This window comes from Homoserinimonas sp. A447 (assembly GCF_054489325.1).
In genome coordinates this window covers 1,944,084-1,969,579 of the sequence record NZ_JBTMWW010000001.1, presented here as the reverse complement: position 1 = coordinate 1,969,579, position 25,496 = coordinate 1,944,084, and the positions used below count along the sequence as shown (strand labels likewise).

The 25,496-nt window shown below is 66.9% G+C and carries 21 protein-coding genes, 1 tRNA gene and 1 pseudogene; 16 read left to right on the top strand and 7 right to left on the bottom strand.

What is annotated here, in order from left to right:
* Positions 1–107: 107 nt before the first annotated feature.
* Complete coding sequence (gene mfd, locus ACX3O0_RS09595; protein WP_459107572.1) at positions 108–3,683, top strand: transcription-repair coupling factor; 3,576 nt, start codon at positions 108–110, stop codon at positions 3,681–3,683.
* 20 nt (positions 3,684–3,703) lie between these two features.
* Here mfd and ACX3O0_RS09590 read toward each other — a convergent pair whose 3' ends face one another.
* Entirely contained in the window at positions 3,704–4,609 is a 906-nt protein-coding gene (locus ACX3O0_RS09590) for a CPBP family intramembrane glutamic endopeptidase (protein ID WP_459107571.1), read from the bottom strand.
* 24 nt (positions 4,610–4,633) lie between these two features.
* Here ACX3O0_RS09590 and ACX3O0_RS09585 point away from each other — a divergent pair, with 24 nt between their 5' ends.
* The 3 genes from ACX3O0_RS09585 (at position 4,634) to ACX3O0_RS09575 (ending at position 6,894) form a co-directional block, all read left to right on the top strand.
* Positions 4,634–5,341 carry a MazG family protein gene (locus tag ACX3O0_RS09585; protein ID WP_459107570.1) on the top strand — a complete coding sequence of 236 codons (708 nt, stop codon included), beginning with the start codon at positions 4,634–4,636 and terminating at the stop codon, positions 5,339–5,341.
* 321 nt (positions 5,342–5,662) lie between these two features.
* A complete protein-coding gene (locus ACX3O0_RS09580) occupies positions 5,663–6,193 on the top strand; it encodes a ferritin (protein ID WP_459107569.1) in 531 nt (176 codons plus the stop codon).
* A gap of 95 nt (positions 6,194–6,288) precedes the next feature.
* A complete protein-coding gene (locus tag ACX3O0_RS09575; RefSeq protein WP_459107568.1) occupies positions 6,289–6,894 on the top strand; it encodes a TetR/AcrR family transcriptional regulator in 606 nt (201 codons plus the stop codon).
* A gap of 113 nt (positions 6,895–7,007) precedes the next feature.
* On the opposite strand, the gene ACX3O0_RS09570 is transcribed toward ACX3O0_RS09575, so the two are convergent.
* Positions 7,008–7,919, bottom strand: coding sequence for an arginine deiminase-related protein (locus ACX3O0_RS09570; RefSeq protein ID WP_459107567.1), 912 nt, complete (start codon positions 7,917–7,919; stop codon positions 7,008–7,010).
* Positions 7,920–8,089: 170 nt separating this feature from the next.
* On the opposite strand from ACX3O0_RS09570, the gene hisS reads away from it, so the two are divergent.
* The 7 genes from hisS (at position 8,090) to ACX3O0_RS09535 (ending at position 14,854) form a co-directional block, all read left to right on the top strand.
* Entirely contained in the window at positions 8,090–9,319 is a 1,230-nt protein-coding gene (hisS, locus tag ACX3O0_RS09565; RefSeq protein WP_459107566.1) for a histidine--tRNA ligase, read from the top strand.
* Between the two features lie 146 nt (positions 9,320–9,465).
* Positions 9,466–10,746, top strand: a complete 1,281-nt coding sequence (gene eno, locus ACX3O0_RS09560) for a phosphopyruvate hydratase (protein WP_459107565.1) — start codon at positions 9,466–9,468, stop codon at positions 10,744–10,746.
* A 191-nt stretch (positions 10,747–10,937) separates the two neighbouring features.
* Positions 10,938–11,441 (top strand): FtsB family cell division protein, encoded by a 504-nt coding sequence (locus ACX3O0_RS09555; protein WP_459088274.1) that lies wholly within the window; start codon positions 10,938–10,940, stop codon positions 11,439–11,441.
* A 43-nt stretch (positions 11,442–11,484) separates the two neighbouring features.
* Positions 11,485–12,036, top strand: a complete 552-nt coding sequence (locus tag ACX3O0_RS09550; protein WP_459107564.1) for a DUF501 domain-containing protein — start codon at positions 11,485–11,487, stop codon at positions 12,034–12,036.
* Complete coding sequence (locus ACX3O0_RS09545; protein ID WP_459107563.1) at positions 12,033–13,280, top strand: S8 family peptidase; 1,248 nt, start codon at positions 12,033–12,035, stop codon at positions 13,278–13,280. The genes ACX3O0_RS09550 and ACX3O0_RS09545 overlap by 4 nt, the downstream gene beginning before the upstream one ends.
* Positions 13,281–13,290: 10 nt before the next feature.
* Positions 13,291–14,685, top strand: coding sequence for an NAD(P)/FAD-dependent oxidoreductase (locus tag ACX3O0_RS09540; protein ID WP_459107562.1), 1,395 nt, complete (start codon positions 13,291–13,293; stop codon positions 14,683–14,685).
* 95 nt (positions 14,686–14,780) lie between these two features.
* A tRNA-Leu gene (locus tag ACX3O0_RS09535) sits at positions 14,781–14,854 on the top strand.
* 45 nt (positions 14,855–14,899) lie between these two features.
* On the opposite strand, the gene ACX3O0_RS09530 is transcribed toward ACX3O0_RS09535, so the two are convergent.
* Entirely contained in the window at positions 14,900–16,717 is a 1,818-nt protein-coding gene (locus ACX3O0_RS09530) for a hypothetical protein (RefSeq protein WP_459107561.1), read from the bottom strand.
* Positions 16,718–16,890: 173 nt separating this feature from the next.
* Positions 16,891–17,955, bottom strand: a complete 1,065-nt coding sequence (locus ACX3O0_RS09525; RefSeq protein WP_459107560.1) for a hypothetical protein — start codon at positions 17,953–17,955, stop codon at positions 16,891–16,893.
* 155 nt (positions 17,956–18,110) lie between these two features.
* On the opposite strand from ACX3O0_RS09525, the gene ACX3O0_RS09520 reads away from it, so the two are divergent.
* Genes ACX3O0_RS09520 through ACX3O0_RS09505 form a run of 4 tightly spaced genes read left to right on the top strand, consistent with a single transcriptional unit; the run spans position 18,111 to position 22,559 of the window.
* Positions 18,111–18,722: a TetR/AcrR family transcriptional regulator gene (locus tag ACX3O0_RS09520; protein ID WP_459107559.1), complete on the top strand. Its 612-nt coding sequence runs from the start codon at positions 18,111–18,113 to the stop codon at positions 18,720–18,722.
* Positions 18,719–19,993: an MFS transporter gene (locus ACX3O0_RS09515; protein ID WP_459107558.1), complete on the top strand. Its 1,275-nt coding sequence runs from the start codon at positions 18,719–18,721 to the stop codon at positions 19,991–19,993. The genes ACX3O0_RS09520 and ACX3O0_RS09515 overlap by 4 nt, the downstream gene beginning before the upstream one ends.
* Positions 19,993–21,228, top strand: a complete 1,236-nt coding sequence (locus tag ACX3O0_RS09510) for an amino acid deaminase/aldolase (protein WP_459107557.1) — start codon at positions 19,993–19,995, stop codon at positions 21,226–21,228. Before ACX3O0_RS09515 ends, ACX3O0_RS09510 begins: the two co-directional genes overlap by 1 nt.
* A complete protein-coding gene (locus tag ACX3O0_RS09505; protein ID WP_459107556.1) occupies positions 21,225–22,559 on the top strand; it encodes a D-arabinono-1,4-lactone oxidase in 1,335 nt (444 codons plus the stop codon). Before ACX3O0_RS09510 ends, ACX3O0_RS09505 begins: the two co-directional genes overlap by 4 nt.
* 65 nt (positions 22,560–22,624) lie before the next feature.
* Here ACX3O0_RS09505 and ACX3O0_RS09500 read toward each other — a convergent pair whose 3' ends face one another.
* From ACX3O0_RS09500 to ACX3O0_RS09490, 3 genes and pseudogenes are all read right to left on the bottom strand, one after another.
* Positions 22,625–23,359, bottom strand: a complete 735-nt coding sequence (locus ACX3O0_RS09500) for an ABC transporter permease (RefSeq protein ID WP_459088255.1) — start codon at positions 23,357–23,359, stop codon at positions 22,625–22,627.
* A 256-nt stretch (positions 23,360–23,615) separates the two neighbouring features.
* A pseudogene (locus ACX3O0_RS09495) lies at positions 23,616–24,108 on the bottom strand (ABC transporter ATP-binding protein); the annotation flags it as partial.
* Positions 24,109–24,119: 11 nt separating this feature from the next.
* Positions 24,120–24,773: a TetR/AcrR family transcriptional regulator gene (locus ACX3O0_RS09490; protein ID WP_459107555.1), complete on the bottom strand. Its 654-nt coding sequence runs from the start codon at positions 24,771–24,773 to the stop codon at positions 24,120–24,122.
* Positions 24,774–24,928: 155 nt separating this feature from the next.
* On the opposite strand from ACX3O0_RS09490, the gene ACX3O0_RS09485 reads away from it, so the two are divergent.
* A complete protein-coding gene (locus tag ACX3O0_RS09485; RefSeq protein ID WP_459088253.1) occupies positions 24,929–25,495 on the top strand; it encodes a LemA family protein in 567 nt (188 codons plus the stop codon).
* Position 25,496: the final 1 nt, after the last annotated feature.

The following is a 25,496-nucleotide window of genomic DNA, read 5'->3' as shown; positions in this document are numbered from 1 at the left end:
CCGCCCCAATCACTCAAAACTCGGCGCCCCGCAACCCATCCACACCCAGCCGCCTGCTCGCGCACACACGTCGAGTTGCTCCCAGACGAGCAACATAGACTTGTGCGGTGATACTCGAAGGTTTAATCGCTGCCCTTTCGCGCGCCCAAACGTTCGAGGATTCCCTTTCCTACTCGTCGCGTGACGCGGACTTCTCCCTGGTCGAGGGCTTGCGAGCGCCGCTCCTCGCGGGGTTGCTCGGCCGGAGGGCGAAGGCGAAGGCGCTGCTCGCGATCGTCGCGACCGGCCGCGAATCCGAGTCGCTGCGGGAAGCATTGGCGTGCGTCGCACCCACCGCCGAGGTCATCGAGTTCCCGGCCTGGGAGACCCTTCCGCACGAGCGCCTGAGCCCCAGCACCGAGACGGTCGGCAAGCGCATCGATGCGCTGCGCCGCCTGCAAGCGTGGTCGGAACGCGAAGCGGTCGAGCCGCAGCATCCGGTCATCGTCGTGGCGAGTGTGCGCGCCGCGCTGCAGCCACTGGCCGACAACCTGACTTCGCTCCAGCCGATCAGCCTGATCGCCGGCGGGCGGGGCTACAACCTGGCAGAGTTGTCCGCCCAGCTGGTCGACCTCGCCTATACGCGAGTCGACATGGTCACCCGCCGTGGCGAGTTCGCTGTGCGCGGCGGCATTCTCGACGTGTTTTCTCCGATCGCCGAGCACCCGGTGCGGGCCGACTTCTTCGGCGACGAAGTGGAGAGCATGCGGTTCTTCTCCGTCTCCGACCAGCGCAGCATCGGCGACGACCTGCCCCAGCTCGACCTGCCGGCCTGCCGCGAGATGCTGCTCAGCCCGCAGGTGCGACAGCGTGCCCGCGAGATGCAGCACGAATTCCCGAGCCTGTCGCAGCTGCTGACCAAGATCGCGGAGGGCATCCCGGTCGACGGCATGGAGTCCCTCGCGCCTGCGCTGGTCGACCGGCTGGTTCCGATCACGCACTACCTGCCGGCGGATGCGGCCATCGCGGTCGTCGCACCTGAGCGGGTGGCGAGCCGAGCCCTCAGCCTGGTGGAGACCAACCGGGAGTTCCTCGGTGCCGCCTGGAACGCGGCGACCGCCGGCGCCGAGGCGCCGATCGACCTGGACGCCGGCGACTTCCTGTCGGTGAGCGCGCTGAAGGACGCGGCGGGAGACCGCGCCTGGTGGACCCTCAGCTCCTTCGACTCCGGTGCCGCTGACGACGACGACTACATCCGCATCGATGCGACCACCGTGCCGAGCTTCACCGGTCACGCCGACGGTGCCATCGAGCACGTCGCCCAGCGGCTGTCCGAAGGCTGGACAGTCGCCGTTACGGCGCAGGGCACCGGCCTGGTCGAACGCGCAGCTGAGGCGTTGAGCGAACGAGGGCTGGCTGCCCGAAACGTCGAAGCGTTCCCCGCGCAGGTGGATGCCGGCGTCGCGTACCTGCTGCAGGCATCCGTTGAATCCGGCTTCGAGTCTGCCGAGCTGAAACTGGCCGTGCTCAGCGAGTCGGAGTTCTACGGACGCGCGGTCGGTCACGATGCGCGGCAGGTGAAGAAGCTGGCATCCCGCCGCCGCAACGTCGTCGACCCGCTGCAGCTGAAGGCCGGCGACTTCATCGTTCACCAGACCCACGGCATCGGAAAATTCGTGGAACTGGTGCGCCGCGAAGTGAGTTCGGGTGGGCGGAATCCGGTCAAGACCGAACGCGAATTCCTGCTGATCGAATACGCGCCGTCCAAGCGCGGCTACCCGGGTGACAAGCTGTACGTGCCCACGGACCAGCTCGACCTGATCTCGCGCTACGTGGGCGGCGAGGCGCCGGCCCTCAGCAAGATGGGCGGCAGCGACTGGGCGGCGGCGAAGGGTCGCGCCCGCAAGGCGGTGCGCGACATCGCGGTCGAACTGGTCAAGCTGTACTCGGCGCGGATGGCGAGCAAGGGCCACGCCTTCGGGCCGGACACCCCGTGGCAGCGCGAACTGGAGGAAGCCTTCCCGTTTGCCGAGACCCATGACCAGTTGACCACCATCGACGAGGTGAAGGCCGACATGGAGCGGCCGATCCCGATGGACCGGCTCATCTCGGGAGACGTCGGCTACGGCAAGACGGAGGTCGCGGTTCGCGCAGCGTTCAAGGCGATCCAGGATGGCAAGCAGGTGGTCATGCTGGTGCCGACGACACTGTTGGTGAAGCAGCACCTCGAGACCTTCTCCGAGCGGTTCGCCGGCTTCCCGGTGCACCTGCGCGGGCTCAGCCGGTTCAACACCGAGAAGGAGTCGAAGGAGGTCATCGACGGGCTGGCGGATGGCACGGTCGACGTGGTCATCGGAACCCACCGGCTGCTGTCGAAGGGCATCGTCATCAAGAACCTCGGGCTGGTAATCATTGATGAGGAGCAGCGCTTTGGCGTCGAGCACAAGGACGCCCTCAAGAAGCTGAAGACCAACGTCGACATCCTGGCGATGAGCGCCACGCCGATCCCGCGCACGCTGGAGATGGCGGTCACCGGCATCCGTGAGATGTCCACGCTGGCGACGCCACCGGAGGACAGGCATCCGATCCTCACCTTCGTTGGGCCGTACAACGAGAAGCAGGTCGGTGCGGCAATCCGGCGGGAGCTGCTGCGCGAAGGGCAGGTCTTCTTCGTGCACAACCGGGTGTCCAGCATCAACCGGGTGGCCGCCCAGATCGCGGAGCTGGTTCCGGAGGCGCGCATCGCGGTGGCCCACGGAAAGCTGCCGGAGGGTGTGCTCGAGCAGGTAATGGTCGACTTCTGGGAGCGCAAATTCGACGTCCTGGTGAGCACCACCATCATCGAGACGGGGCTGGACGTCACCAACGCGAACACGCTCATCATCGACCGGGCAGACAAGTACGGGCTGTCGCAGCTGCACCAGTTGCGCGGCCGAGTCGGGCGTGGGCGCGAGCGCGCGTACGCGTACTTCCTGTACGACGGCGACAAGCCGCTCGGTGAGGTGGCGCACGACCGGCTGGCAACGATTGCCGCGAACAACGAGCTGGGCGCCGGCATGCAGGTGGCGTTGAAGGACCTGGAGATCCGCGGCGCGGGCAACCTGCTCGGCGGAGAGCAGTCCGGCCACATCGCCGGTGTCGGCTTCGACCTGTACCTGCGGATGATCGGCGAGGCGGTCAGCACGTTCCGCGGCGAGGTGGCGGAGGGGCAGACCGAGCTGCGGCTGGAGCTCCCGGTCGACGCCCGAATTCCCGAGCAGTATGTCGACAGCGAACGATTGCGCCTGGAGGCGTATCAGAAACTGTCAACGGCGTCATCGCCGGCGGCAGCCCCGGATGCCATCGACCACGTTCTCGAGGAACTCACCGACCGCTACGGCGAGCCACCGCAGCAGGTGCTCAACCTGCTGGCCGTGTCCCGCCTTCGCCTGCTCGCCCAGAAGTGCGGGCTGAGCGAAGTGATCGCGGTCGGACCGAACCTGCGCGTAGTCGGTGCCGAACTGCCCGACTCCCGACAGGTGCGGCTGAAGCGGATGTTCGCCGGAGCCCGCTACCTGGCCCAGACCCGTTCGGTGCTGGTGCCGCTTCCGTCACTGCACGGCGAGCGGCTGGAGGATTCGGCACTGATCGCCTGGGCCGGCGAATTGCTGACCGCGATCTTCGAGCCTGCGCCGGCATCCGTCGTCGTCGCTCCCGTCGACTAACGTCGCGCTGGTGGCGATCGTTATCGCGCCGCCGGTGCTGTCGTTCGGTGTGCTCCAACGGTGACGCGGTGCACGCGGTAGACGACCACCGGAATCAGCACGAGCGAGCGCAGGTCGATGAGCGCGTGCAGCAGTACAGCGATCAGGATGCTGCCGGTCGCCAGGAAGACGGCCATCAGCAGCGTGCCGATCACCAGTGACCCGATCACGCCCCAGACGCCCTGGTAGATGTGCAGGAGCCCGAAGAGGGCGATGCTCGCGGCGACCGCAACGGCGGCGTTGCCCGTTGCGGCGAAAATGAGCACCGGGAAGGCCAGCCGGAACAGCAGCTCCTCGACCACGCCGGCATTCACCGACAGTAGGGCGCCGTAGCGCAGCTCCATCCGGTTGCGGGGCAGGAGCGCGGCGATGTCGCCGATCGCCGGCACCTCGTCGCTGTGGCGGGCCAGGTAGATGCCGACGACACTGCCGACGATGAGAGTGACCGTGAGGCCAATGGCCAGGCCGGGGATGAGCCCGCCGGTGTCGGAGACCAGGTGCCCGAACTCCACGATACTGGGCAGCGCGTAGAACTCGTCGAAGAACAGCGGGATGTGCTGCCAGACCAGCACCGTCACCACCAGCGCGCTGCCGCCGAAGACCAGGAACGACTCGAACACCCACTTGCGGTAGAGCGCCTGGCGACGCTTCGTCGTGCGGTAGCGCTTGAACCTGCCGTACTCGCGGCGGTCCTTCCGAATCGCGCGCACCATCAGCCAGGCCAGCAGCACCGCCAGCACGGCCGCGGCGATGGCGGGAGTGGCGGCGAGGCTGGGGGAGAGCACGCTCCATTCTTTCAGCCCGGGCAGGCCGGCTCCGACGCCCACCTGCGTCACATTGCCGGGTCCATGACGTTCAAGCGGCAACGTGCCGCGGTTTGCAGCCACCGAACGGATGGAATGATGGATGCCATGACTGACACTGCACACCCCAGGCTTGAGGAACTGATCGCGGTGCTGCACAAGCTGCGGGCACCCGGCGGATGCGCGTGGGACCGTGAGCAGACGCACGAATCCCTGGTTAAGTACCTGGTCGAGGAGACCTACGAGCTGATCGACGCGATCGAGAGCGGCAACCGCGACGAGATGATCGAGGAACTCGGCGACGTGCTCTACCAGGTCATCTTCCACTCCGATATTGCCGCACACACCCCGGGCGAGGACTTCACGCTTGAGGATGTCGCGGCCCACATGACGAAGAAGATGATCGGCAGGCATCCGCACGTCTTCGGCGATGAGACGGTGCAGGCTGAGATGAACATCCGGTCGGCGGATGATGTGGTCGCCGCCTGGGATGGGCTGAAGGCCTCAGAGAAGCCGGCGCGAACCAGCGTGCTCGACGGGATTCCGCAGGGCATGCCGGCGCTGGCGCTCGCCGACAAGGTGGTCGGCCGGGCCGAGAAGCTGGGCGTTCTCGGCGCGGATGCCGGGGCATCCGTTCCGGTGGCGTCTGAAGACGAACTGGGCGGACTGTTGCTGGCGATCGTCGCATCCGCCCGCAGCCAGGGGCTCGATGCCGAGCGAGCGCTGCGTAGGACGCTGCGCGGGTTGCAGGACGAGATTCGTGAAGCAGAAACTGGCGACCCGTTCGACGCCGGGTTGATCGGGACGGTCGGCTGATTAAAGTGAGGTGCCCTCTCCAACCCGAATGGAGAGGGCACCCAGCCCGGGCCTCATTTTGCTGGAAATTTCACAACAAACGTCTGGCCCCGGCTCTGGCCGGCGATTTACCCGATCACCGGCCATGTTTGAATGAAAGGACGGCGACGTTCTTTCAGGGATTGTGTGCCAGTTCGACTCGGACACGTCAACGAGAGCGGTGCGGCGCGAAGCAAGAATAACATAACGACCGTTAGTGCAAACGACCGTTATGGCGAGCTCACCGGGAGTCCTGAGCATTGGGCGGATGCGACGCATCCCGCGAGAAGGTACCGTCTAGCCATGACGAATTCCACCTTCGACCAACTACTCGCGGATCAGATCGGCAATGAGTTCGAGGCGTCCCAGCAGTACATCGCCATCGCCGTCTGGTACGACAACCGCGACCTGCCGCAGCTCGCCAAGCACTTCTACCAGCAGTCGCTGGAGGAGCGGAATCACGCGATGATGCTGGTTCAGTACCGCCTCGACCGCGACATGGGCATCGTCATTCCGGCGGTTCCCGCGGTGCGCAACGACTTCGCCTCGGAGCGTGAGCCGATCGCTCTCGCCCTCGAGCAGGAGAAGCGCGTCACCGCGCAGATCGAGGGCCTGTTCGCTGCGGCCCGCGCGGAGAACGACGCGTTGGGCGAGCAGTTCATGCTCTGGTTCCTGAAGGAACAGGTCGAAGAGGTCGCCTCCATGGCGACGCTCCTCACCATCATCGAGCGCGCCGGCAACCTGTTCGACGTCGAGAACTACCTGGTGCGCGAGAACGTCGGCAACGGCCGAATGGAAGCGGATGCGCCGCAGGCTGCCGGCGGAGCAATCTAGCCCGTCCAGCATCCGCCCCGAACTGGGGCTGTCTCCGCGCCAATGATGGTGACTAATAGTCACACTTCGTGGCAAACGACTGTTATGTTAACCGCGTGACCAGAGAAGCGGATGCCTCACGCAAGCCAGTGCTGCTCGCCCAGATCCTGGACTACCTGCTCGACAAGCCGCTCGCCACGCTCTCCTTCCGCACCGTTGCCAAGGCACTGGACGTCAGCACGTTCACCCTCGTGTACCACTTCGGTTCGCGCGCCCAATTGCTGAGCGACATAGTGGCTGCAATCGCGGAGAGCGAGCAGGACATCGAGCCGGCACTTCGCGAGGACTACGGCACGGTTGACGCCTACTTCAAGAGGCTGGAGCGATCGTGGGAGTGGTCGGTGGAGCCCCGCAATCAGAAACTTCAGCGGCTGCAGTTCGAGGCCTCCATGATGGAGGTGCTGGATCCCGATCACACCTTCTCCCGAGAGTTGCATGCGGACTGGCTGGCGATCAGCACCCAAGCGCTACGCAGCCTGGGGCTGAGCGAAGCGGATGCCGAATTGGAATCGCGGCTGCTCATCGACACCGTCTTCGGCATCCAGTACGACCTGGTGGTCAACCAGGATGTGGAGCGGGCCACCGCCGCGTTCCGCCACATGATGGCTGCCGTTCGTACCAGGGTCGACGTACTGCTTGCGCAGCCGGGCTCCTCGGCCTGACCATACGTTGCGGCAGTTCGTCTTCGATGACGCCGCTTGCAACAGGCTCATCGAAGACAAGTGACGTCATCGTCGGTGCCAGGCAGGACCAGCTGGACCAGCGAACGACCGAGCTAGAAGATCTCCGCAACACAGCAACGCAGGGACCCGCCGGCCACCTCGATGCCGTCCAACTCCACCGACTCGACGCGGAAGCCGGCATCCGCCAGGTCGGCACGGTGCTGGTCGGTGAGTGCAGCATCCGCACCAGCGCTCATCCAAACTTGCGTCTCATTCAGCGAGATGGAGTTACCGACAAAGGCCAGGTGCTCCTCCGGCTCCAGGATGATCGTGTGAGGCGCGTACAACGACGCGATCGCATCCACCACGGCCGGATCGGCGAACGCGTGCGGACCGATGATCACAGCCCGCCCGGCCAGCACCGCAAGCACGACATTCGTGTGGTATTCCTCCGGGGAGAGGTCGAACATCAGCGTCGCACGCAGGCCGAACGCCTCGTGCATGAGCCGGGCGCCCTCCTCGTCGCAACGCTCCGAAAGGCCGACGAAACCGATACCGCGGGCACGGTCCACCACGAGAGCACCGGTGAGCTCACACGCGTGCGGCTGAGTCGACAGGTCGACCTCCTGGTAGCCCAGCACATCACCGAAGAAGTCACGGATGTCCGTGCGATCCGCCTCGGCGCGCCGCACCGGGTGATGCATTCGACCCACGACGTAACGACCGGCCGCCGTCGCAAACACGTTGTTCGGGAACACCGCATCGGGCGTCACCGGGTCACCGGCGAAGGTGATGGTCGGGATCACCGCAGTCAGGGCACGGTGCAACTCGCGATGCTGGCGAGCCGCGCGTGCCGGGTCATAGGCATCCGCCTCGGCCATGTAGCGGTTGTCCTCGGCGGACTCATCGGTACGGACAAAACCGTCGGGGGAGACCAGGAACGCGGCGCGGGCAGTCGCCGGACCGAAGTCGGTGTCGAGTGTGCGGGCGAACTCAAGGAACGCCGCAGAATCGCGGGTAATCACACCGCTGATCATAGAGAGCCGAACGCGCGAAAAAGTGATGATCGAAGCAACAATCTTGCGTCAATCGGCCCGGCGACGACCCCCTCGGCCCGCAACCCAGCAGAACGGGTGTCAGAAGGCGCATCCGGAGTCGCGGTGGACCGGCCCGCCGCACCTGCCAGAATGGGCTCATGGCCTCCCCGGTAAACCCGCCTCGCGGCATGCGCGACTTCCTGCCAGCAGACAAAGAACGACGCGAACGGGTGCTGGGCGTCATCCGGGACGTCTACCGCGCCCACGGCTTCGACGAGATCGAAACCCCGGTCATGGAGGACTCCTCACGACTGCACGCCGGTCTCGGCGGCGACAACGAGAAACTGGCGTTCGGTGTGCTGAAGCGAGGTTTGACTCCCGAAGACCTCCACGCTGCGACGGATGCCCTGCAATTGGCCGACCTGGGGCTCCGGTTCGACCTCACCGTGCCGCTCGCCCGGTTCTACGCCACCCACCGTGCGGAGCTCCCCAGCGTGTTCCGCTCCATCCAGATCGGCTCGGTCTGGCGGGCGGAACGACCGCAGAAGGGGCGCTTCCGGCAGTTCGTGCAGTGCGACATCGACATAATCGGCGAGGCGGGATCGCTGGCGGAAGTCGAGCTGATCACGGCGACCCAGGCAGCACTGACCGCGCTTGGACTCGGCGACTGCAGCATCCGCATCAACGACCGCCGCATCCTCACCGGGCTTCTGAACCACTGGGCAGTGCCGACCGACCTGCAGGAGCGCGCGCTCATCACCATCGACAAGCTGGACAAGATCGGGGCAGGCGGGGTCGCCGCGGAACTGGCCGAGCTCGGCATCAACACCGACGGGCTCTCCGACGCGCTCGAGGTCGGTGGCTGGGACTTGTTGGAGGGCGAACTCAAGTGGCTCGACCGTGACGCCTACCGGCAATTGCTGGACCTGCGCGCAGCCGTTCCCGGCTCAACGCTAGAGTTCGACCCCACCCTGGTGCGGGGTATGGGCTACTACACCGGCACCATTTTCGAGGTCGCGCATCCGTCGCTCGGCTACTCGCTCGGTGGAGGTGGCCGCTATGACGGCATGATCGGGCGATTCCTCGGAACGGATGTTCCCGCCACCGGCTTCTCGCTCGGCTTCGAGCGCCTGGTCGACCTGGTCACGCTCGACTCGACGGAAGACGTTGCGTCGATAGCCCTCCTGCACGACCGCGACGCCGACCCCGCCGCCCTGGTCGCGCTGAAGCAGTCGCTGATCGCCGACGGCAAGCGCGTGCGCCTGGAGCCGCGCGTCAAGAACCTGCGGGTTCTGCTCGACCAGCTGGCAGCATCCGGCTACACCCACTTCGCAACCGTGACGGATGCGACCACCCCCGACACACTGGAGCCGCGCCCCCTCGCCTAGCCCGCCGTCCCCTCCCGTTCCATCCCGCGAGACCGCAGAAACGGCCCCACCCCCGCCTGTTTTCGGGCCGAAGCTGCGGTCTCGAGCTCCAGCCGCGCGGTTAGGATTAGGGGCATCCACCCCCACTGCGTTGAAGGAGAACTCCTGTGTCGTTGATCGAGGCCGTCGAAGCTCGCGAAATCCTGGACTCCCGGGGTAACCCGACCGTCGAAGTCGAGGTACTGCTCGAAGACGGCACGGTTTCCCGCGCCGCCGTCCCCTCCGGGGCCTCCACCGGGGCGTTCGAAGCGTACGAGCTGCGCGACGGCGACAAGAAGCGCTACCTCGGCAAGGGCGTGCAGAAAGCGGTCGACGCGGTCATCGACGTGATCGGCCCGGAGCTCGAAGGCTTCGACGCCGCCGACCAGCGACTGGTGGATGCTGCGCTGATCGAACTGGACGGCACAGACAACAAGAAGGCACTCGGCGCCAACGCCATCCTCGGGGTGAGCCTGGCGGTGGCGAAAGCCGCGGCCGACTCCGCCGACCTCCCGCTGTTCCGCTACCTCGGCGGACCGAACGCCCACACCCTCCCAGTGCCGATGCTCAATGTCATCAACGGTGGATCGCACGCCGACAGCAACGTCGACATCCAGGAGTTCATGATCCTGCCGATCGGTGCCGAGACGTTCAGCGAAGGTCTGCGCTGGGGCGTCGAGACGTACCACGCCCTGAAGAGCATCCTGCACGGCAAGGGGCTCAGCACCGGTCTCGGCGACGAGGGCGGCTTCGCCCCGAACCTCGGCAGCAACCGCGACGCGCTCGACCTGCTGGTCGAAGCGATCACCAAGGCCGGCTTCACGGTCGGCACGGACATCGCACTCGGCCTCGACGTGGCCGCCACCGAGTTCTTCGAGAAGGGCAAGTACACCTTCGAGGGCAAGCAGCTCACGGCTGCCGACCTCAGCGCATACTACGCCGACCTCGTCGCCTCCTACCCGCTGGTGTCGATTGAAGACCCGCTGGCCGAAGACGACTGGGAGGGCTGGGCGCAGCTGACCAGCGAGCTCGGCGACAAGACCCAGATCGTCGGTGACGACCTCTTCGTCACCAACCCGGAGCGTCTGGCGACCGGCATCGAGAAGGGTACGGCGAACTCGATCCTGGTGAAGGTCAACCAGATCGGCACGCTGACTGAGACCCTGGATGCCGTTCGGCTCGCCCAGCGCAGCGGTTACACCGCGATCCTGTCCCACCGGTCTGGTGAGACGGAGGACACCACCATCGCCGACCTCGCCGTCGCCACCGACTGCGGCCAGATCAAGACCGGTGCACCGGCACGTTCTGAGCGGGTGGCCAAGTACAACCAGCTGCTGCGCATCGAGGAGGAACTCGACGCTGCCGCGGTCTACGCGGGACGCAGCGCCTTCCCGCGCTTCAAGGGCTGACGTTCGGTTTCAGCTTGCCCAGACCACCTGAGCCTGCCGAAGCCTCGCACCACATCTCGGCAAGCTCGATTGGTCACTTCGACAAGCTCAGTGCAACGCTCGACAAGCTCGACCCGCTGTCCTGCGGTCGTCAGCCGGGTAAGGGGCGGGTCAGCGGCGGTCTCCCGGCTGCCGCAAGTTAGGCTTTTCGCATGACCAGGCGGCCGCGTACCCAGAAGGTTGCCGTAGCCATGCCCGCACCCGGGGCGAGCGCGAACTGGCTGCGTGGCATCCGCCTGTCCGGTTTCACGATCATGACCCTCGCCATCATCGTGTTGTTCATCGTGGTGCTGGCACCGTCGCTGCGCATCTGGGTCGACCAGCGGCAGGAGATCGCCGCCCTCGAGGCGCAGGTGCAGGCTGCGGAGGACGCACTCGACGAGCTCGAAGACCAGCGCGCCCGCTGGGATGACCCCAGCTACGTCGAAACCCAGGCCCGCGAACGTCTCTACTACGTGAAGCCGGGGGAGTTCAGCTACCTGGTGATCGATGACGGCGCGACCGTCGTCACCCCGAACGGTGTTCCGATCAGCGACGAGCTGCAGACGACCGAGGTGGACTGGGTGAAGACCATGCTGTCGTCGGTTCTCACAGCCGGGCTGACCGAGGCTGCTCCGGATGAGATCATCGCCCCGGTCATCCAGGGTGCGCAGTGAGAATAGAACCAGAGAGAACAAGAACGCCGAGACAGGACTTTTCGTGACCACGCCACCCTTCGACGCTCCGACGGATGCCGACATCGCCACGGTGTCGCACCAACTGGGCCGTCCCGCGCGCAACGTGATCGGTATCGCGGCGCGCTGTGTGTGCGGCGCCCCGACGGTCGTTGCCACGAAGCCGCGCCTCGACGACGGAACACCGTTCCCGACCCTCTACTACTTGAGCCACCCGGCGGCGACTGCAGCCGTCTCCACCCTGGAGGCGACGGGGGTGATGCCTGAGCTGGCTGCACTGCTCGAGGGCGAAACGGCGGTGGCGTACGAGGCCGCGCACCAGGCGTACCTCGCCGACCGCGCCAGCATCGAGGATGTTGCGGAGATCGCCGGCATCTCCGCCGGCGGAATGCCCAGCCGGGTCAAGTGCCTGCACGCGCTGGTCGGGCACTCCCTCGCGGCCGGCCCCGGGGTGAACCCGATCGGCGACCTCGCGCTCGAGCGTTGCGCCTGGTCACCGAGCGTCTGCGAGTGCGCCGACTATTCGGCGAAGGCAACAGGCCATTCAACAGCTGAGCCGGACAGCAGCGCCGGATGATGAGGCGTTGGCTGGCAGCGCTGGCCTCGTTGGGCATCGTCGCCTCGGTGCTGGTGATTGCCTCCCCGGCGGCGGCCGACTCCATCCGCGACCGCCAATACTGGCTGGACCAGTACGGCATCAGCCAGGCGTGGAACACCACCCGGGGTGCCGGCGTCACGGTCGCGGTGATCGACACCGGTATCGACGGAAGCCACCCGGACCTGACCGGTCAGGTCATTGCCGGAACGGATGTCTCGGGCGTCGGGGCAGCGAACGGCCAGGCCCCGGTCGGCGAGTCCAGCAACCACGGGACCATGGTTGCCTCACTGCTCGCCGGGCACGGTCACGGCAACGGGGCCGGCGTCATCGGCGTCGCGCCGGAGGCGAAGTTGCTGGCGATCTCGATGGGGTTCGGTGCGGGAAACGTCAGCTCTGACGACCAGATCGCGACGGCGGTGCGGTGGGCGGTCGACAACGGTGCGGATGTCATCAACATGTCCCTCACCCGCAACACGCTGGAGTGGCCGGAGAGCTGGGACGACGCGTTCCTCTACGCGATGCAGCACGACGTTGTGATCGTCGCGGCCGCCGGCAACCGGGGGAGTGGGACGACGCAGGTCGGCGCCCCGGCCACCATGCCCGGCGTGCTGACGGTTGCCGGTGTCGACCGGAACGGTTCGGCCAGCTTCGACGCATCATCCCAGGGGATCACCATCTCGGTTGCGGCGCCGAGCGAGGAACTGGTGGGTGCCGTGCCGGGCGGCGAGTACGTGCTGTGGAACGGGACCAGTGGGGCGACCCCGCTGGTGGCCGGCCTGGTCGCCCTGGTGCGCTCGGCGCATCCGGAGCTGGATGCCGGCAACGTGATCAACCGCATCACCGCCACCGCGACGCAGGTCGGCGGCGAAAAAGTGAGCCCGATCTACGGGCACGGCCGCATCAATGCCGCCGCCGCCGTGCTTGCCAATGTCGCGCCGGTCACTGACAACCCTGCCGACCAGTTGGAGGAATGGATCCGCCTCTACCGGCGCGCAGACTCGCAGCCTTCCGACGTGCCCACGGAAACCGTCACTCCCACGCCGACGCCCGCCCCGGCTCCGATTGCCGGGCCGGAGAATCCGCTGGGCACGCTACTGCCGACGGTGGATTCGCTGAGGACGGTTGGCGTGCCGCTCCTGGTCTACGGCACCTTCGGGGGGCTGCTGACGGCATCCGCTGTGGCCGCCGTTCGCTCGTTCAGGCGGGTTCGCGACAGGCGGTAAGCTATAGGTCGTGCCTAAAATCCTGATTGTCGGCGGCGGCTATGCCGGTTTCTACACTGCCCTGAAGCTTGACAAGTGGCTTCGCCGCGGTGAAGCGGAAGTCACGGTGGTCGACCCTCTGCCCTACATGACCTACCAGCCGTTCCTCCCTGAGGTGGCTGCCGGGTCGATCGAGCCGCGTCACGCCGTGGTTCCGCTGCGCAGGCACCTCTCGAAGTCGGCCGAGGTCGTGACCGCGAAGGTCACCGCGATCGACCACGCCAACAAGACGGCGACCATCACCCCCGAGGTGGGCGAGCCGTGGCAGCAGCAGTACGACGTGATCGTCGTGACCGCAGGCGCTGTGAGCCGCACCTTCCCGATTCCGGGTGTCGCCGACGAGGCGATCGGCCTCAAGAACATCGAGGAGGCCGTCGAGATCCGCGACCGCATCCTCACCAACTTCCAGAAGGCATCCAACCTCCCGGCCGGCCCCGAGCGTGACCGCCTGCTCACCTTCGTGGTGGTCGGTGGCGGATTCGCAGGTATCGAGGCGATCGGCGAGATGCGCAGCCTGGCCAGTTCACTGCTGCGCTACTACCCGACGCTGTCGTTCGACGACACGCACTTCCACCTCATCGAGGCCATGGGGCGCATCATGCCGGAGGTGTCGCTGGAGACCAGCCACTGGGTGATCAAGAACCTCGAGTCGCGCGGTGTTGACGTGCACCTCGAAACGCAGCTCACGTCTGCCGTCGACGGTGTCATCGAAATGTCGACCGGTGAATCGTTCGAGTCGGACACTATCGTCTGGACCGCAGGCGTCATGGCCAACCCGGTCGTGCGCAACACCGATCTTCCGGTGGAGGAGCGTGGGCGCCTGCGCGTCGGCACCGACCTGCGCGTCGTGACCGAAGACGGCGAGGTGGTTCCGGATGCCTGGGGCGCCGGTGATGTCAGCGCGGTACCCGACCTGTCGGGTGGCGGCGTTGGCGGCTTCTGCGTTCCCAACGCCCAGCACGCGGTGCGCCAGGGCAAGCTGATGGCCAAGAACATCGTGGCCACCCTCCGCGGCGACGAGCCCAAGGACTACTTCCACAAGAACCAGGGTGCCGTTGCCGGCATTGGCCTGGGTGAGGGTGTCTTCCAGGCTGGCAACCTGGCCATCAAGGGCCTGATCGCCTGGCTCATGCACCGCGGTTACCACGGCCTCGCCATCCCCACCTGGGAGCGCAAGATCCGCGTCTTCGTGGTCTGGTTCCTCAACTTCTTCCTGCGCCGCGACATCGTCTCCCTGGAGGCTCGCCGCTATCCTCGTGCCTCCTTCGAGGAGTTCGCCGCGCGCCCGAAGGCGGCCCCGGCCAAGAAGGCGGCACCCGCGGGGCCGGCGGCATCCGCCAAGGAGAAGGTTTCGGCCGGCAGGTAGCAGCCGTAGTCTGAGCCGCTGTAGTCTGCAACTGCTGTAAGTCCAGGCCGCTGTAGTCTGCAGCTGCCGTAATCTGCAGGGCAGGCTGGTCGCGGGCCCCCATAGCCCAATTGGCAGAGGCAGACGACTTAAAATCGTCCAAGTGTGGGTTCGAGTCCCACTGGGGGTACTCGCACGGAGCACTGGCTCGGTGTACTCGCTCGGCGCCGCAGTGTCAGACGCGGGACACTTCGACGTAGTTGGTCCAGGCCCAGACGGCCACGCACACTGCAGCGAACCCGATGACGGTCAGCAGCGTTGCGAGCATCGGGAAGGTCGGCTGGATGCCGCCCAACAGTACGGCTGCGGCTACCGTGCCGACCACGAGTGTGGCGGCGAACCACGCCTTCGGCGACCACTCGAGCACCACCCGGCCGGGTAGTGCGCCGATCGGGAGCATGAGGATCAGCGCGGATCCGAGTCCGGCAAGGCTCACGGTCGCCAACATTTCGTAGAGAACGGATGCCCAGAATCCTTCGACTGTGCCCATCAGGCTGTGCAACGGCCACGCCACCATTGCCAGCGCAAGCACCCCACCCACCTGGGCGAGGTTGACGAGGGCACGCGGTCTGGCCGGCACCGAGAGCGCGAAGCCGACGCCGATCAGCACGCCGCCGACCAGCGGCGTTTCCATTCCGGTGACGCGGGCCAGCACGGTGGCGATTGCTGCGATGAGCAGGAGGAGCGGGAGGAACCGCAGCCGGCCGGTCACCCCCTGGCCTCGGGAGGCGAATCTCGTGGCGATCGCGACACCGACGACGTTGAGGATTGCCAGCCCCGCGCCGACGGCGAAGAGCAGCCTCAGGTAGCGCACCTCTCCGTTGAGCCCCTGGGCGAGCACGATCAGCCCGGCCGTGGCGGCGAGCGGCACGGCTCCCATCAGCCACGGATTGCGTGGAACCGGCTCTTCAGCGACCACTGCTCCCCGATTGCGTCCGGCGAACTGCGGTTTGCGGAAGGTGAACCTTCCGCGGAGCGTAGTTGCCAGCAGGCGGAGGGGCAGGGCGATGAGCCCGATGAAGGCGATGGCGAGCAGTGGCGCCCACAACCAATTGCCAGTTGTGACCGTCTCCTGCGGGGTGGGGAGGCGCGACCCGAAACCGGTCGACGTGCCCCAATTGGTCAATGCCTCTCTGGCCGTTGGCCCCTCCCCACCCGGCCCCGGGAAGATGGGGCGGTCGAGCCAGGGAAGGGTTCCGGAATCCGCCCGCTCGTCAGGGGTCTGTGACGGTGTGGGCGTGGGAGCCGGCTCTTCCGGGACCACCGGTGCAGGCGGGGGGCGGATGGGTGCCGGCGGCGGGATCACCGGGGCCGGGGTCGCGGTGGGCGGCCCCGGGTTCACCACGATGGTCACCTGACTGCTCGGGTTCGAAGTCCTGCCGAAACCACCCATCATCGTGGTCTGTTCTGCCTGGACGTCGTATTCTCCCGGGCCGCCAGCGATGGTGCAGATCCATTTGCCGTTGGGGGCAACCAGGGCATTACAACTCTGAGCTGCCCCGTTCACGAACAGCGTGATGGCCGATCCCGGATATCCCATACCGGAGGCAACACCGCGTGTCTCCTGGGGGGATGTCGGAGTCAGGGTGGGCGGGCCCAGTACGTGCACGGTCACCGTTGCCTGGCTGGTGCTGTCGTCGGCGAGGGTTTCGGTCGCTGTGAGGGTGAGGTCTGACCCGTTGGGAAGAGTCCCGGAGCAGCCCCAGTCGGTGCTCGCCGGATCGGTCACCGGCGTGCTGCAGAAGGTGTTCCCGCCGGCGGTCACGACAACGCTGCCTCCAGCGGACTTCTTCCCGCTGACGGTGGCTGCGTTGCTCGGCAGGAAGTCGTCATCGGCATGCGAGGTGATGGTCACAGCGGGTGCAGGCTGGAGCTCTTCCGGAGGCGGGGTGGCTGACGGTGTGGACGTCGGTGGAGGGGTCTCGTCTGCCCATGTCGCGGACGCGCCCACTCCGCCGAAGGCGACCGTGAGGGCCAGGGTGGCCATGAGCATCCGGGCACTGCGAAGTCTGGCGTGACGTCTGCGGCGGCAAACGGGACGCGCTGACCTGGCTGCTGTGTGAAGGGGCACTGTCATTCAATCTAATGAGCGAAACTGACAGCAGCCAGCGATAGTGCCGCTGGGCGGCGAATCCATCTAAAGGATGAGGAATCGATACGTAGGGGTCAACCGCCGAGGTTCGCCAGTGCCAACGCCGCGATCTGCGTCAGGCCATCGATTCCGGCCTCCTTGTTCCCGTGCACGGTGATCCAGGTGCCATTCGACAGCACGTCGACGAAGCAGACATTCTCGTCTGTCGCGCATCCGGAGTAGGCCTGGTCGCCTATGCCGCCCAGCGGCGTCGCCGGGTTGCGGTCGGGTCGCGGTTTCGCCCAGGCGGCGTCCCATGCCCACTCTGCATCGGGTAGCGCTGCGGCACCGACCGGCATGGCCTGGACTGACGAGTACGAGTTGCTCCATGAGCATGCGAGGCCTCCGCTGAGCCCCTCGTTCAGGATGATCGGCATCGACAGCGGGTAGTCCCTCTCAGCGATTCCTTCCATACCAAGGGCAGTGTTGATCTCTTCGGCGGTCAACCAGTCGCCGCAGGCCGTCGGCAATATCGTGGTCGCGGACCAGGTCGCCTCCACCGGGTCGGCAGCGGCTACCGAGTCGGTCAGGATGCGGATGATCGGGGCGGCGTCTTCCAGGGCGTCCAGGTTCATCACTTCCGCGTGCAGCCAGTTCGCTCCGACCAGTACGTCATATGTGCAGGAGCGGTAGTTCGCACTTCCGTCGCAATCGGCGAACCCGGCATCGCCGTGCCCGGCGAACGGCTGGCTCCACGACGCGAGTTCGGACTGCTGGGCTTGCCACGCCTGCGCGGCACCGGGCAGCACGGTCACGATCAGGTAGCGCGCGTACTCGCCCTGCGGTGCGGCGTCATCGCCCCAATAGCATTCGAGCGCTCCCGCCTGGGCGATACCGAGTTGGCTGAGCGCCCAGGAACCGCCCGGCACCCGCACCGGGTCGGTGCCCGGCTCCACCGAACCGAGGGCCTCCTGCACGGCCGTCAGTTCGATCAGCTCTTCGCAGCCGATGGAAAGGAGTGGAACCGGGCCGATGGCAGTCTCGGCAGCAGTCTCGCCATCCGGTATCGACGGCGGGCCTTCGGTGGGTGCGGATGCGCATCCGGCCAGCAGCAGGCATCCGAGCACCAGCGCGGCACCCGGAAAGTTCACGGTTCTCATCGGCTGTCTCATGATCAGACGACGGATGCGAGCGGCCGGCCGGTTGACAGCACAACCCGTGCCACGCCATTATGAACCAACTCGGTCGACCGTCTTGGACGACTGACCCAGTTTGCAGGCAAGTCCTGTTCGCACCGCCGCGACGAAGGGAAGCCATGGCACGCGTGTCATCCGCCGACCGGCGCGCTGCGCTCGTGCAAGCCGCCTTGAGGGTGATCGACCGCGACGGCGTGCACGCCGCCAGCACCCGTGCCATCGTCGCCGAGGCCGGCATGCCGCTCGCGAGCTTCCACTATGCCTTCCGGTCTCGGGACGAGCTGATTCGCGAGGTCGTGGCATCCGTCGTCGAAGGGGAGAGGGCCGCCGCCGTCGACTCCCTCGAGCCCGGAGCCGACCTCGGCACCACGGTGCGCGCCGGTCTTCAGGCCTACTTCGACCTGGTGGTCGCGCGGCCGGCCCACGAGCAGGCGATGTTCGAACTGTTCCACTACAGCCTTCGCACCGACGACCTCGCCGACCTCCCGCGGGCCCAGTACGAGAGCTACCACGCCACCGTTCGCGAGGTGCTAGAGGTGGGAGCCCAGCTCACCGGGATGCGCTGGGCCATACCGGTCGACGATGTCGCCCGGCTCGTCGTCGTCTTCACCGACGGCGTGACCCTCGCCTGGCTGGCCGATCGGGACGCGGATGCCGCCTCCCGCACCCTGGACCTCGCCACAACCGCCATCACCGCCCTCGCCGTACCCGACCGCAAGGAGACCCCATGATGACCGTCAACGTTGACGTCGCACCGGCCCCGTTCGCTGAACCGACCAGGGCAGTGACGGGCGGGTGGATCGCCCTGTTCGCGACCGCCTGGCTCGGAATCTGGATGGCACAACTCACCCCGGTGCAGTTGCTGTTGCCGGTGCAGGTGGAGGCGCAGCTCGGCTCCAACTATTGGGTGGACAACGTCGTGGCGTTCGGCATCATCTCCGGAATCGCCGGGCTGTGTGCACTGGTCGCCTACCCGCTCACCGGCGCGCTGTCCGACCGCACCGTGTCCCGGTTCGGAAGGCGCCGGCCCTGGATTCTCGGGGGAGCGCTGCTGTTCGCGTTCGCCCTGCTCGCCCTCGGCACCCAGAAGTCCATGTTCGGCATCGGGCTGTTCTGGTCGCTCGCGCTGATCGGGTTCTGCATGCTGACGGCGGCGCTCACCGCCACCATCTCCGACCAGGTTCCGGTGAACCAGCGTGGCTTCATCTCCGGCTGGATCTCCGCACCTCAAGCGGTCGGCACCATCCTGGGGCTGATCCTGGTCACCGAGCTCTTCGTCGGGCAGTTCCTCGGGTACGCGGTCATGGCGGCCCTCCTGGTGCTGCTGGTTCTCCCATTCCTGCTGAGGATCAAGGACGAAGTGCTCCCGCTGGAGTACCGCACCGAGCTCACCCTCCGCACCCTGATCCAGGGGTTCTGGATCAGCCCGACCCGATTCCCCGACTTCGGCTGGACCCTCGCGAGCCGCATCCTGGTCAACTTCGGCAACGCGTTCGGCACCTCCCTGCTGCTCTACTTCCTCGCCTACGGGCTCGACCTGGGAATAGCGGATGCCGAGGGCAGCCTGATCGTGCTGACCCTGATCTACATGGTGTTCGTCATCGCGTCGTCGCTCATTTTCGGCCGGCTCAGCGACAAGCTCGGGCGGCGCAAGATGTTCGTCTTCCTCGCCGGAGCCCTGCAGGCGGTCGCCGCCCTGCTGCTCGCCCTGGTTCCTGACCTCACCGTAGCCATGGTGGCCGCCGGCATCCTGGGCCTCGGCTACGGCACCTTCCTGTCGGTCGACCAGGCGCTGGCCACCCAGGTGCTGCCGGATGCGCAGAGCCGCGGGAAAGACCTCGGGATCATGAACATCGCATCCGCCGTGCCTCAAGCCATCGCGCCGCTGCTGGGTGCATTCATCGTTGCCGCGTTGGCCGGCTTCCAGGGGCTGTTCCTGCTGGCCGCCGCTGTCGCGCTGCTCGGGGCCCTCGCCGTGCTCCCGATCAAGGGCGTGCGCTGATGTCGTTCCCACTCGAACGCCCAACAGCGACACCGTGGGAGCGTCCGGCCGACTACTGGCCGGCGCTGGAGGCGGCCACCACTGAGCTGGATCCGCCGTTCGGGGTGATCTCGCTCGCCGCGCTCGCCCACAACGCCCACTCGATGCTCGACCGGGCGAGCGGAACCACCATCCGGGTCGCCAGCAAGTCGGTGCGGGTGCGGCAGGTCCTTGACGCGGTGCTCGCTCTGCCCGGTTACCGCGGCGTGCTCGCCTACACGCTCCCGGAGGCGCTCTGGCTGGCGGGAGGGAGCATCGCCGACGTGGTTGTCGGCTACCCGACCGCCGACCGCACTGCCATCGCTGCGCTGGCCCGCGACGAGACCCTCGCGTCCAGGGTCACCCTCATGGTCGACTCGCTCGACCAGCTCGACCTCATCGACTCCGTGATCGCGCCGAACGCACGCAACCCGATCCGCGTCTGCCTCGAGCTCGACGCATCCTGGAACTCGCGCCTGCTCGGTCACGTCGGCACCTGGCGGTCCCCGGTGCACTCGGCAGCGGATGCCCGTGCGCTCGCCTCCCGGATCGTGACGCGACCCGGCTTCTCCCTGGTCGGGATGATGGCGTACGAGGGGCAGGTCGCCGGGCTGGCCGATCGCCCCGCGGGCAAGCCGGTGATGGGTGCTGCCGTCCGCTGGATCCAGCGTCAATCGGTTCGCGAATTGGCCGAGCGTCGTGCGCTTGCCGTGGCCGCCGTACGGGAGCTTGCACAGCTCGAGTTCGTCAACGGCGGAGGAACCGGCTCGCTGGAGACCACCAGCGCCGAGGAGGCGGTGACCGAGATCGCGGCCGGAAGCGGCCTGTTCGGTCCGCACCTCTTCGACAACTACACGCGCTTTCGCCCGGCACCAGCGGCCGCTTTCGCGCTCCCGGTGGTGCGGAAGCCGGCACCTGACAAGGCGACCATTCTCGGGGGAGGCTGGATCGCATCCGGGCCGCCGTCATCCGACCGTTTGCCCCGCCCGGTGTGGCCGGAGGGTCTTCGCCTGGTGGCGAGGGAGATGACCGGCGAGGTGCAGACGCCGGTGATCGGTGATGCGGCCGGCCGCCTGCAGGTCGGCGATCGGGTGTGGTGGCGCCACACCAAGGCCGGGGAGCTGTCCGAGCACCTGAACGAGTTCGCGCTGGTCGACGGCGGCGAGGTCGTCGCCATGCTTCCCACCTACCGCGGTGAAGGGAAGGCATTCGCATGACGACGACCGGGATCACCGCGACGCCGGGCACGCGCTGGCAGAACTGGGGCCGCAGCGAGAGCATTGTGCCGCAGTACGTCGTCCAGCCGACGAACGTCGGCGAGGTGCAGGCCGCCATCCTCTTCGCACGCGACCTCGGCCTGCCGGTGAAAGCGGTCGGTGCCGGGCACAGCTTCACGTCCATCGCCGCAGCACCCGGCCTGCAACTCGATCTCGCAGGGCTCGACGGCCTGCTCGACGTCGACGCGGCGACCGGTCGCGTCAGGATCGCTGCCGGCACCAACCTGCACCAGCTTCCTGCCCTGCTCGCCCCGCACCGGCTCGCCATGGAGAACCTGGGCGACATCGACACGCAGACCATCGCCGGGGCGACCTCCACCGGTACCCACGGCACCGGGGCCGGCTTCCGCGGGCTGGCCGCGCAACTCGTCGCCGTCACCCTGGTGACGGCGGATGGCTCTGTGCTCACGGTCAGCGAGACGGAGAACGCCGAGCTGCTCCCGGCGGTGCGGCTCGGCCTCGGGGCTCTCGGCGTGATCGTGGACGTGACGGTGCAGTGCGTGCCCGCCTTCCTGCTGCACGCCGTCGAGAAGCCGGAACCGCTGGCATCCGTCGTCGACAACTTCGAGGCACGCGCCGCTGCGGTCGACCACTTCGAGTTCTACTGGTTCCCGCACACCGAAACAGTGCTGACCAAGACCAACACCCGGTTACCGGCGGATGCTGTGCGCCAGCCGCTGGGGGCGACCCGCCGCTGGATTGATGACCGCCTGCTCGCCAACGGGGTCTTCGCCGTGACCTGCGCCGTGGGGCGGGCAGCCCCGATCACTGTGCCGGCCATCAACCGCGTGGCGACACGGCTCACCGGCAACCGCGAATTCACCGACCTGTCGACGTCGGTGTTCACCACCCAGCGCAGCGTGCGGTTCCGAGAGATGGAGTACGCGCTGCCCCTGGCCGCCGTGCCGCAGGCTGTGCGGGACATCCGCCAGCTGATCAACAGTCGCGGCTGGAAGGTCTCGTTCCCGATCGAGGTGCGGGCGGCGGCATCCGACAACCTGTGGATGTCGACCGCTTATGGGCGTGCGACCGGGTACGTTGCGGTGCACCGGTATTGGCGCGAGGACTACCGGGAGTACTTCGCCGCGGTGGAGCGGATCATGCGGCAGTTCGGCGGCAGGCCGCACTGGGGGAAGATCCACACGCTGAACTCGACGACGCTCGGGGAGCTGTATCCGCACCACCGCGACTTCGTCACCCTGCGGGATCGCCTCGACCCCGATCGCGTCTTCGCCAACCCGCACCTGGCCCGCATCCTCGGCCCCTCATAGTGCCCGTTCCGGATGGATGTGCCCGTTCTGCCGGGCACATCCATCCGGAACGGGCACTATGAGGGCTAGGGGGTGCGGCGGCGCAGCGTGATCGACCCGAGCACGACGGCCCCCACCGCGAACGCCGCGATGATGAGCAGCTTGCCGCCGATATACGCGTCATCCTCGCTGCCGCGCGACACCGCGTTGAGGGCGTCGATCGCGTGCGAGAGCGGCAGCCAGTCCGAGATCGCATACAGCACATCCGGCATCTGATCGCGGGGGAGGAACACGCCGCCCAGTAACACCTGGGGGAACACCAGCGCCGGCATGAACTGCACCACCTGGAACTCGGTCTGCGCGAACGCGCTCGCCAGCAGGCCGAGCGTGGTGCCGAGCACGGCATCCGCCAGAGCGACCGCCAGCAGCAACCAGAGCGACCCTTCGATCTCGAGGCCGCACACCCAGACGGCGAATCCGACGGCGATCGAAGCCTGCAGGATGGCGAGCAGGCCGAACGCCAGCGTGTAGCCGAGGATGAAGTCGAGCTTGCCGAGCGGCAGTGCGAGCAACCGTTCCAGCGTGCCGTTCCGCCGCTCTCGAAGCGTCGAGATGCTGGTGATCAGGAACATGATGATGAACGGGAACAGTGCGAGCATCGCCGGGCCTACCTGCGCGAACACCGGGGTGTCGTCGAACAGCCAGGCCATCAGCCCGATCAGCAGGCTGGGGACCACCAGCAGCAACATGACGGTGCGCGGGTCGTGGCGGATCTGCCCGAGCACGCGCCCGGCGGTGGCGAATGTTCGGATGACGTTCATGATGCCTCCTCCTGGCTGGCCGCCGCGTGCTTCGGATGGCTCCTGATCAGGGCGAGGAACGCCCCCTCGGCGTCGGCCGCCCCGGTCTTGTCGCGCAGGCCGTCGAGTGTGTCGTCGGCGAGGATGTCCCCGTCACGCATGAGGAGCAGGCGGTCGCAGCGCGTCGCCTCGTCCATGACGTGGCTGGACACCAGCAGTGTTGCACCCTGCTCGGCCAGCCGGTGGAAGATGGTCCACAGCTCGACCCGCAACACCGGGTCGAGACCGACGGTGGGCTCATCGAGCACGAGCAATTCAGGGGAGCCGAGCAGCGCCCCGGCGAGGGAGGCGCGACTGCGCTCTCCTCCGGAGAGCGTCGCCACCAACTGGTTCGCCTGCGGAGTAAGGTCGGTCGCCTCGATCACGCGGTCGACATCCGCCCGGTCCGAGCCGAGGATCGAGCTGAAGTAGGCGACGTTCTGGCGCACGGTGAGGTCGTCATACAGACTCACCTCCTGGGTCATGTACCCGACGCGATGCCGCAGCGACGCCTCGCCGGCGGGTGAGCCGAGCACCGTCACCCGGCCGGTCACCGCGCGCTGCACCCCGACGATGGCGCGCATCAGGGTGGTCTTCCCACAGCCGCTGGGGCCGAGCAGGCCGACCAGGCTTCCGCGCGGGACGCGAACGTCGATGCCGTGAAGCACCTCATTCTTCCCGCGGCGAACCCGAAGCCCCTGAATGTCGACGGCCGCATCCACTGAATTCATCATGCGATGAATTATTCTGCGTGACCAGCCGGATTGTCAATGGAAAGGTCGCCCGGGTACCCCGTGAGGTGCCACTGGATCACCGGTCCGACCCGTCTGGCCACCTCGTCGACCGACTCGGATGCCAGCGGCTCGGCCCTGACCCCGTACCGCACCACCATGAGGCCCACGATCTGGGTGGCCGCGAGGGTGGCCCGAAGCTCGCCGTCCGGAACGCCGAGCCCCTCCGCGATGCGGTGGAACACCTCCCGGAACAGGAACTGCCGCAGCATGGTGGCGGCGAAGTCGTGGCCGAGGGCGGTGCGGATGAGGCCGATCACGCGGTCACGGGTCTTGGGTGCCTCCATGGTCGACAACAGCATCCGCACCAGGCTGTCGCCGACCTGGTCGCGCGGGCCCTGGAGGATTTGCGAGACGATCTTGTCGGGCCGGATGGGCGCCTGAACCGTCTCGGTGAAGAGCTCGGCCTTGTCTGCGAAGTAATGGTGAACCAGCGCCGCGTCGACGCCTGCACGACGGGCGATACCGCGGAAAGACGTGGCGTCGTAGCCGTGGTCGATGAACTCCCTGCTCGCGGCCGCAACGATCTCGGCACGCGAATCAGTGCCGCCGCCCCGCCGACCGCGAGGACGGGCCGGCTTCGCGCCATCCTTCTCCACCGTCACGCTGCGAGCCTAGCTTCTGCCGAGGGCGCGGATGCTTTCACAGTCGAATAGCGGTTCAGGCTCGTTATAGTTATTCTCAGCGTGCAGCGAAGCGCGCCCACCCGAAGCAGGTCCGTGCAGCGCACGGGGAACGCAGCACAGAGGAGCTTTCAGTAATGGAACTACTAATCGTCGTAGGCATCATCGTCCTACTCGTCGTGATTGTCGGCGTGTACCTGTGGACGACGTACAACGGACTGGTCACCCTGAATGTGCGAGTGGATGAAGCGTGGAGCGACATCACGGTGCAGCTGAAGCGGCGTGCTGACCTGATCCCCAACCTGATCGAGACCGTCAAGGGTTATGCGGCGCACGAGAAGGGCGTCTTCGAGGCAGTGACCAAGGCGCGCGCCGAGTCGCTCACCGCGGGCACACCGGCCGAGGCCGGCGTCGCCGAGAACCACATGCAGCAGGCCCTCAAGAGCATTTTCGCCGTCGCTGAGGCGTACCCCCAACTGCAGGCCAGCCAGAACTACCTGCAGCTGCAGGGCGAGCTGGTCGACACCGAAGACAAGATCCAGGCATCCCGCCGGTTCTACAACGGTGGAGTGCGCGAGCTGAACACGAAGATCAAGGTCTTCCCGAACACCCTGTTCGTTCGCGGCCTCGGCTTCTCGGAGCGCGAGTTCTTCGAGGTCTCCGACTCTGCGGCCATCGCCGAGCCGCCGAGAGTTCAGTTCTGAA

Excerpts from the sequence above, each read along its gene's own strand:
- ACX3O0_RS09580 (WP_459107569.1), top strand. The coding sequence starts at position 5,663 with ATGACGAATTCCACCTTCGACCAACTACTCGCGGATCAGATCGGCAAT.
- hisS (WP_459107566.1), top strand. The coding sequence starts at position 8,090 with ATGGCCTCCCCGGTAAACCCGCCTCGCGGCATGCGCGACTTCCTGCCA.
- ACX3O0_RS09585 (WP_459107570.1), top strand. The coding sequence starts at position 4,634 with ATGACTGACACTGCACACCCCAGGCTTGAGGAACTGATCGCGGTGCTG.
- ACX3O0_RS09555 (WP_459088274.1), top strand. The coding sequence starts at position 10,938 with ATGACCAGGCGGCCGCGTACCCAGAAGGTTGCCGTAGCCATGCCCGCA.
- ACX3O0_RS09545 (WP_459107563.1), top strand. The coding sequence starts at position 12,033 with ATGATGAGGCGTTGGCTGGCAGCGCTGGCCTCGTTGGGCATCGTCGCC.
- ACX3O0_RS09520 (WP_459107559.1), top strand. The coding sequence starts at position 18,111 with ATGGCACGCGTGTCATCCGCCGACCGGCGCGCTGCGCTCGTGCAAGCC.
- ACX3O0_RS09530 (WP_459107561.1), bottom strand. The coding sequence starts at position 16,717 with ATGCTCATGGCCACCCTGGCCCTCACGGTCGCCTTCGGCGGAGTGGGC.
- ACX3O0_RS09505 (WP_459107556.1), top strand. The coding sequence starts at position 21,225 with ATGACGACGACCGGGATCACCGCGACGCCGGGCACGCGCTGGCAGAAC.
- ACX3O0_RS09510 (WP_459107557.1), top strand. The coding sequence starts at position 19,993 with ATGTCGTTCCCACTCGAACGCCCAACAGCGACACCGTGGGAGCGTCCG.
- ACX3O0_RS09485 (WP_459088253.1), top strand. The coding sequence starts at position 24,929 with ATGGAACTACTAATCGTCGTAGGCATCATCGTCCTACTCGTCGTGATT.
- ACX3O0_RS09500 (WP_459088255.1), bottom strand. The coding sequence starts at position 23,359 with ATGAACGTCATCCGAACATTCGCCACCGCCGGGCGCGTGCTCGGGCAG.
- ACX3O0_RS09515 (WP_459107558.1), top strand. The coding sequence starts at position 18,719 with ATGATGACCGTCAACGTTGACGTCGCACCGGCCCCGTTCGCTGAACCG.
- ACX3O0_RS09525 (WP_459107560.1), bottom strand. The coding sequence starts at position 17,955 with ATGAGAACCGTGAACTTTCCGGGTGCCGCGCTGGTGCTCGGATGCCTG.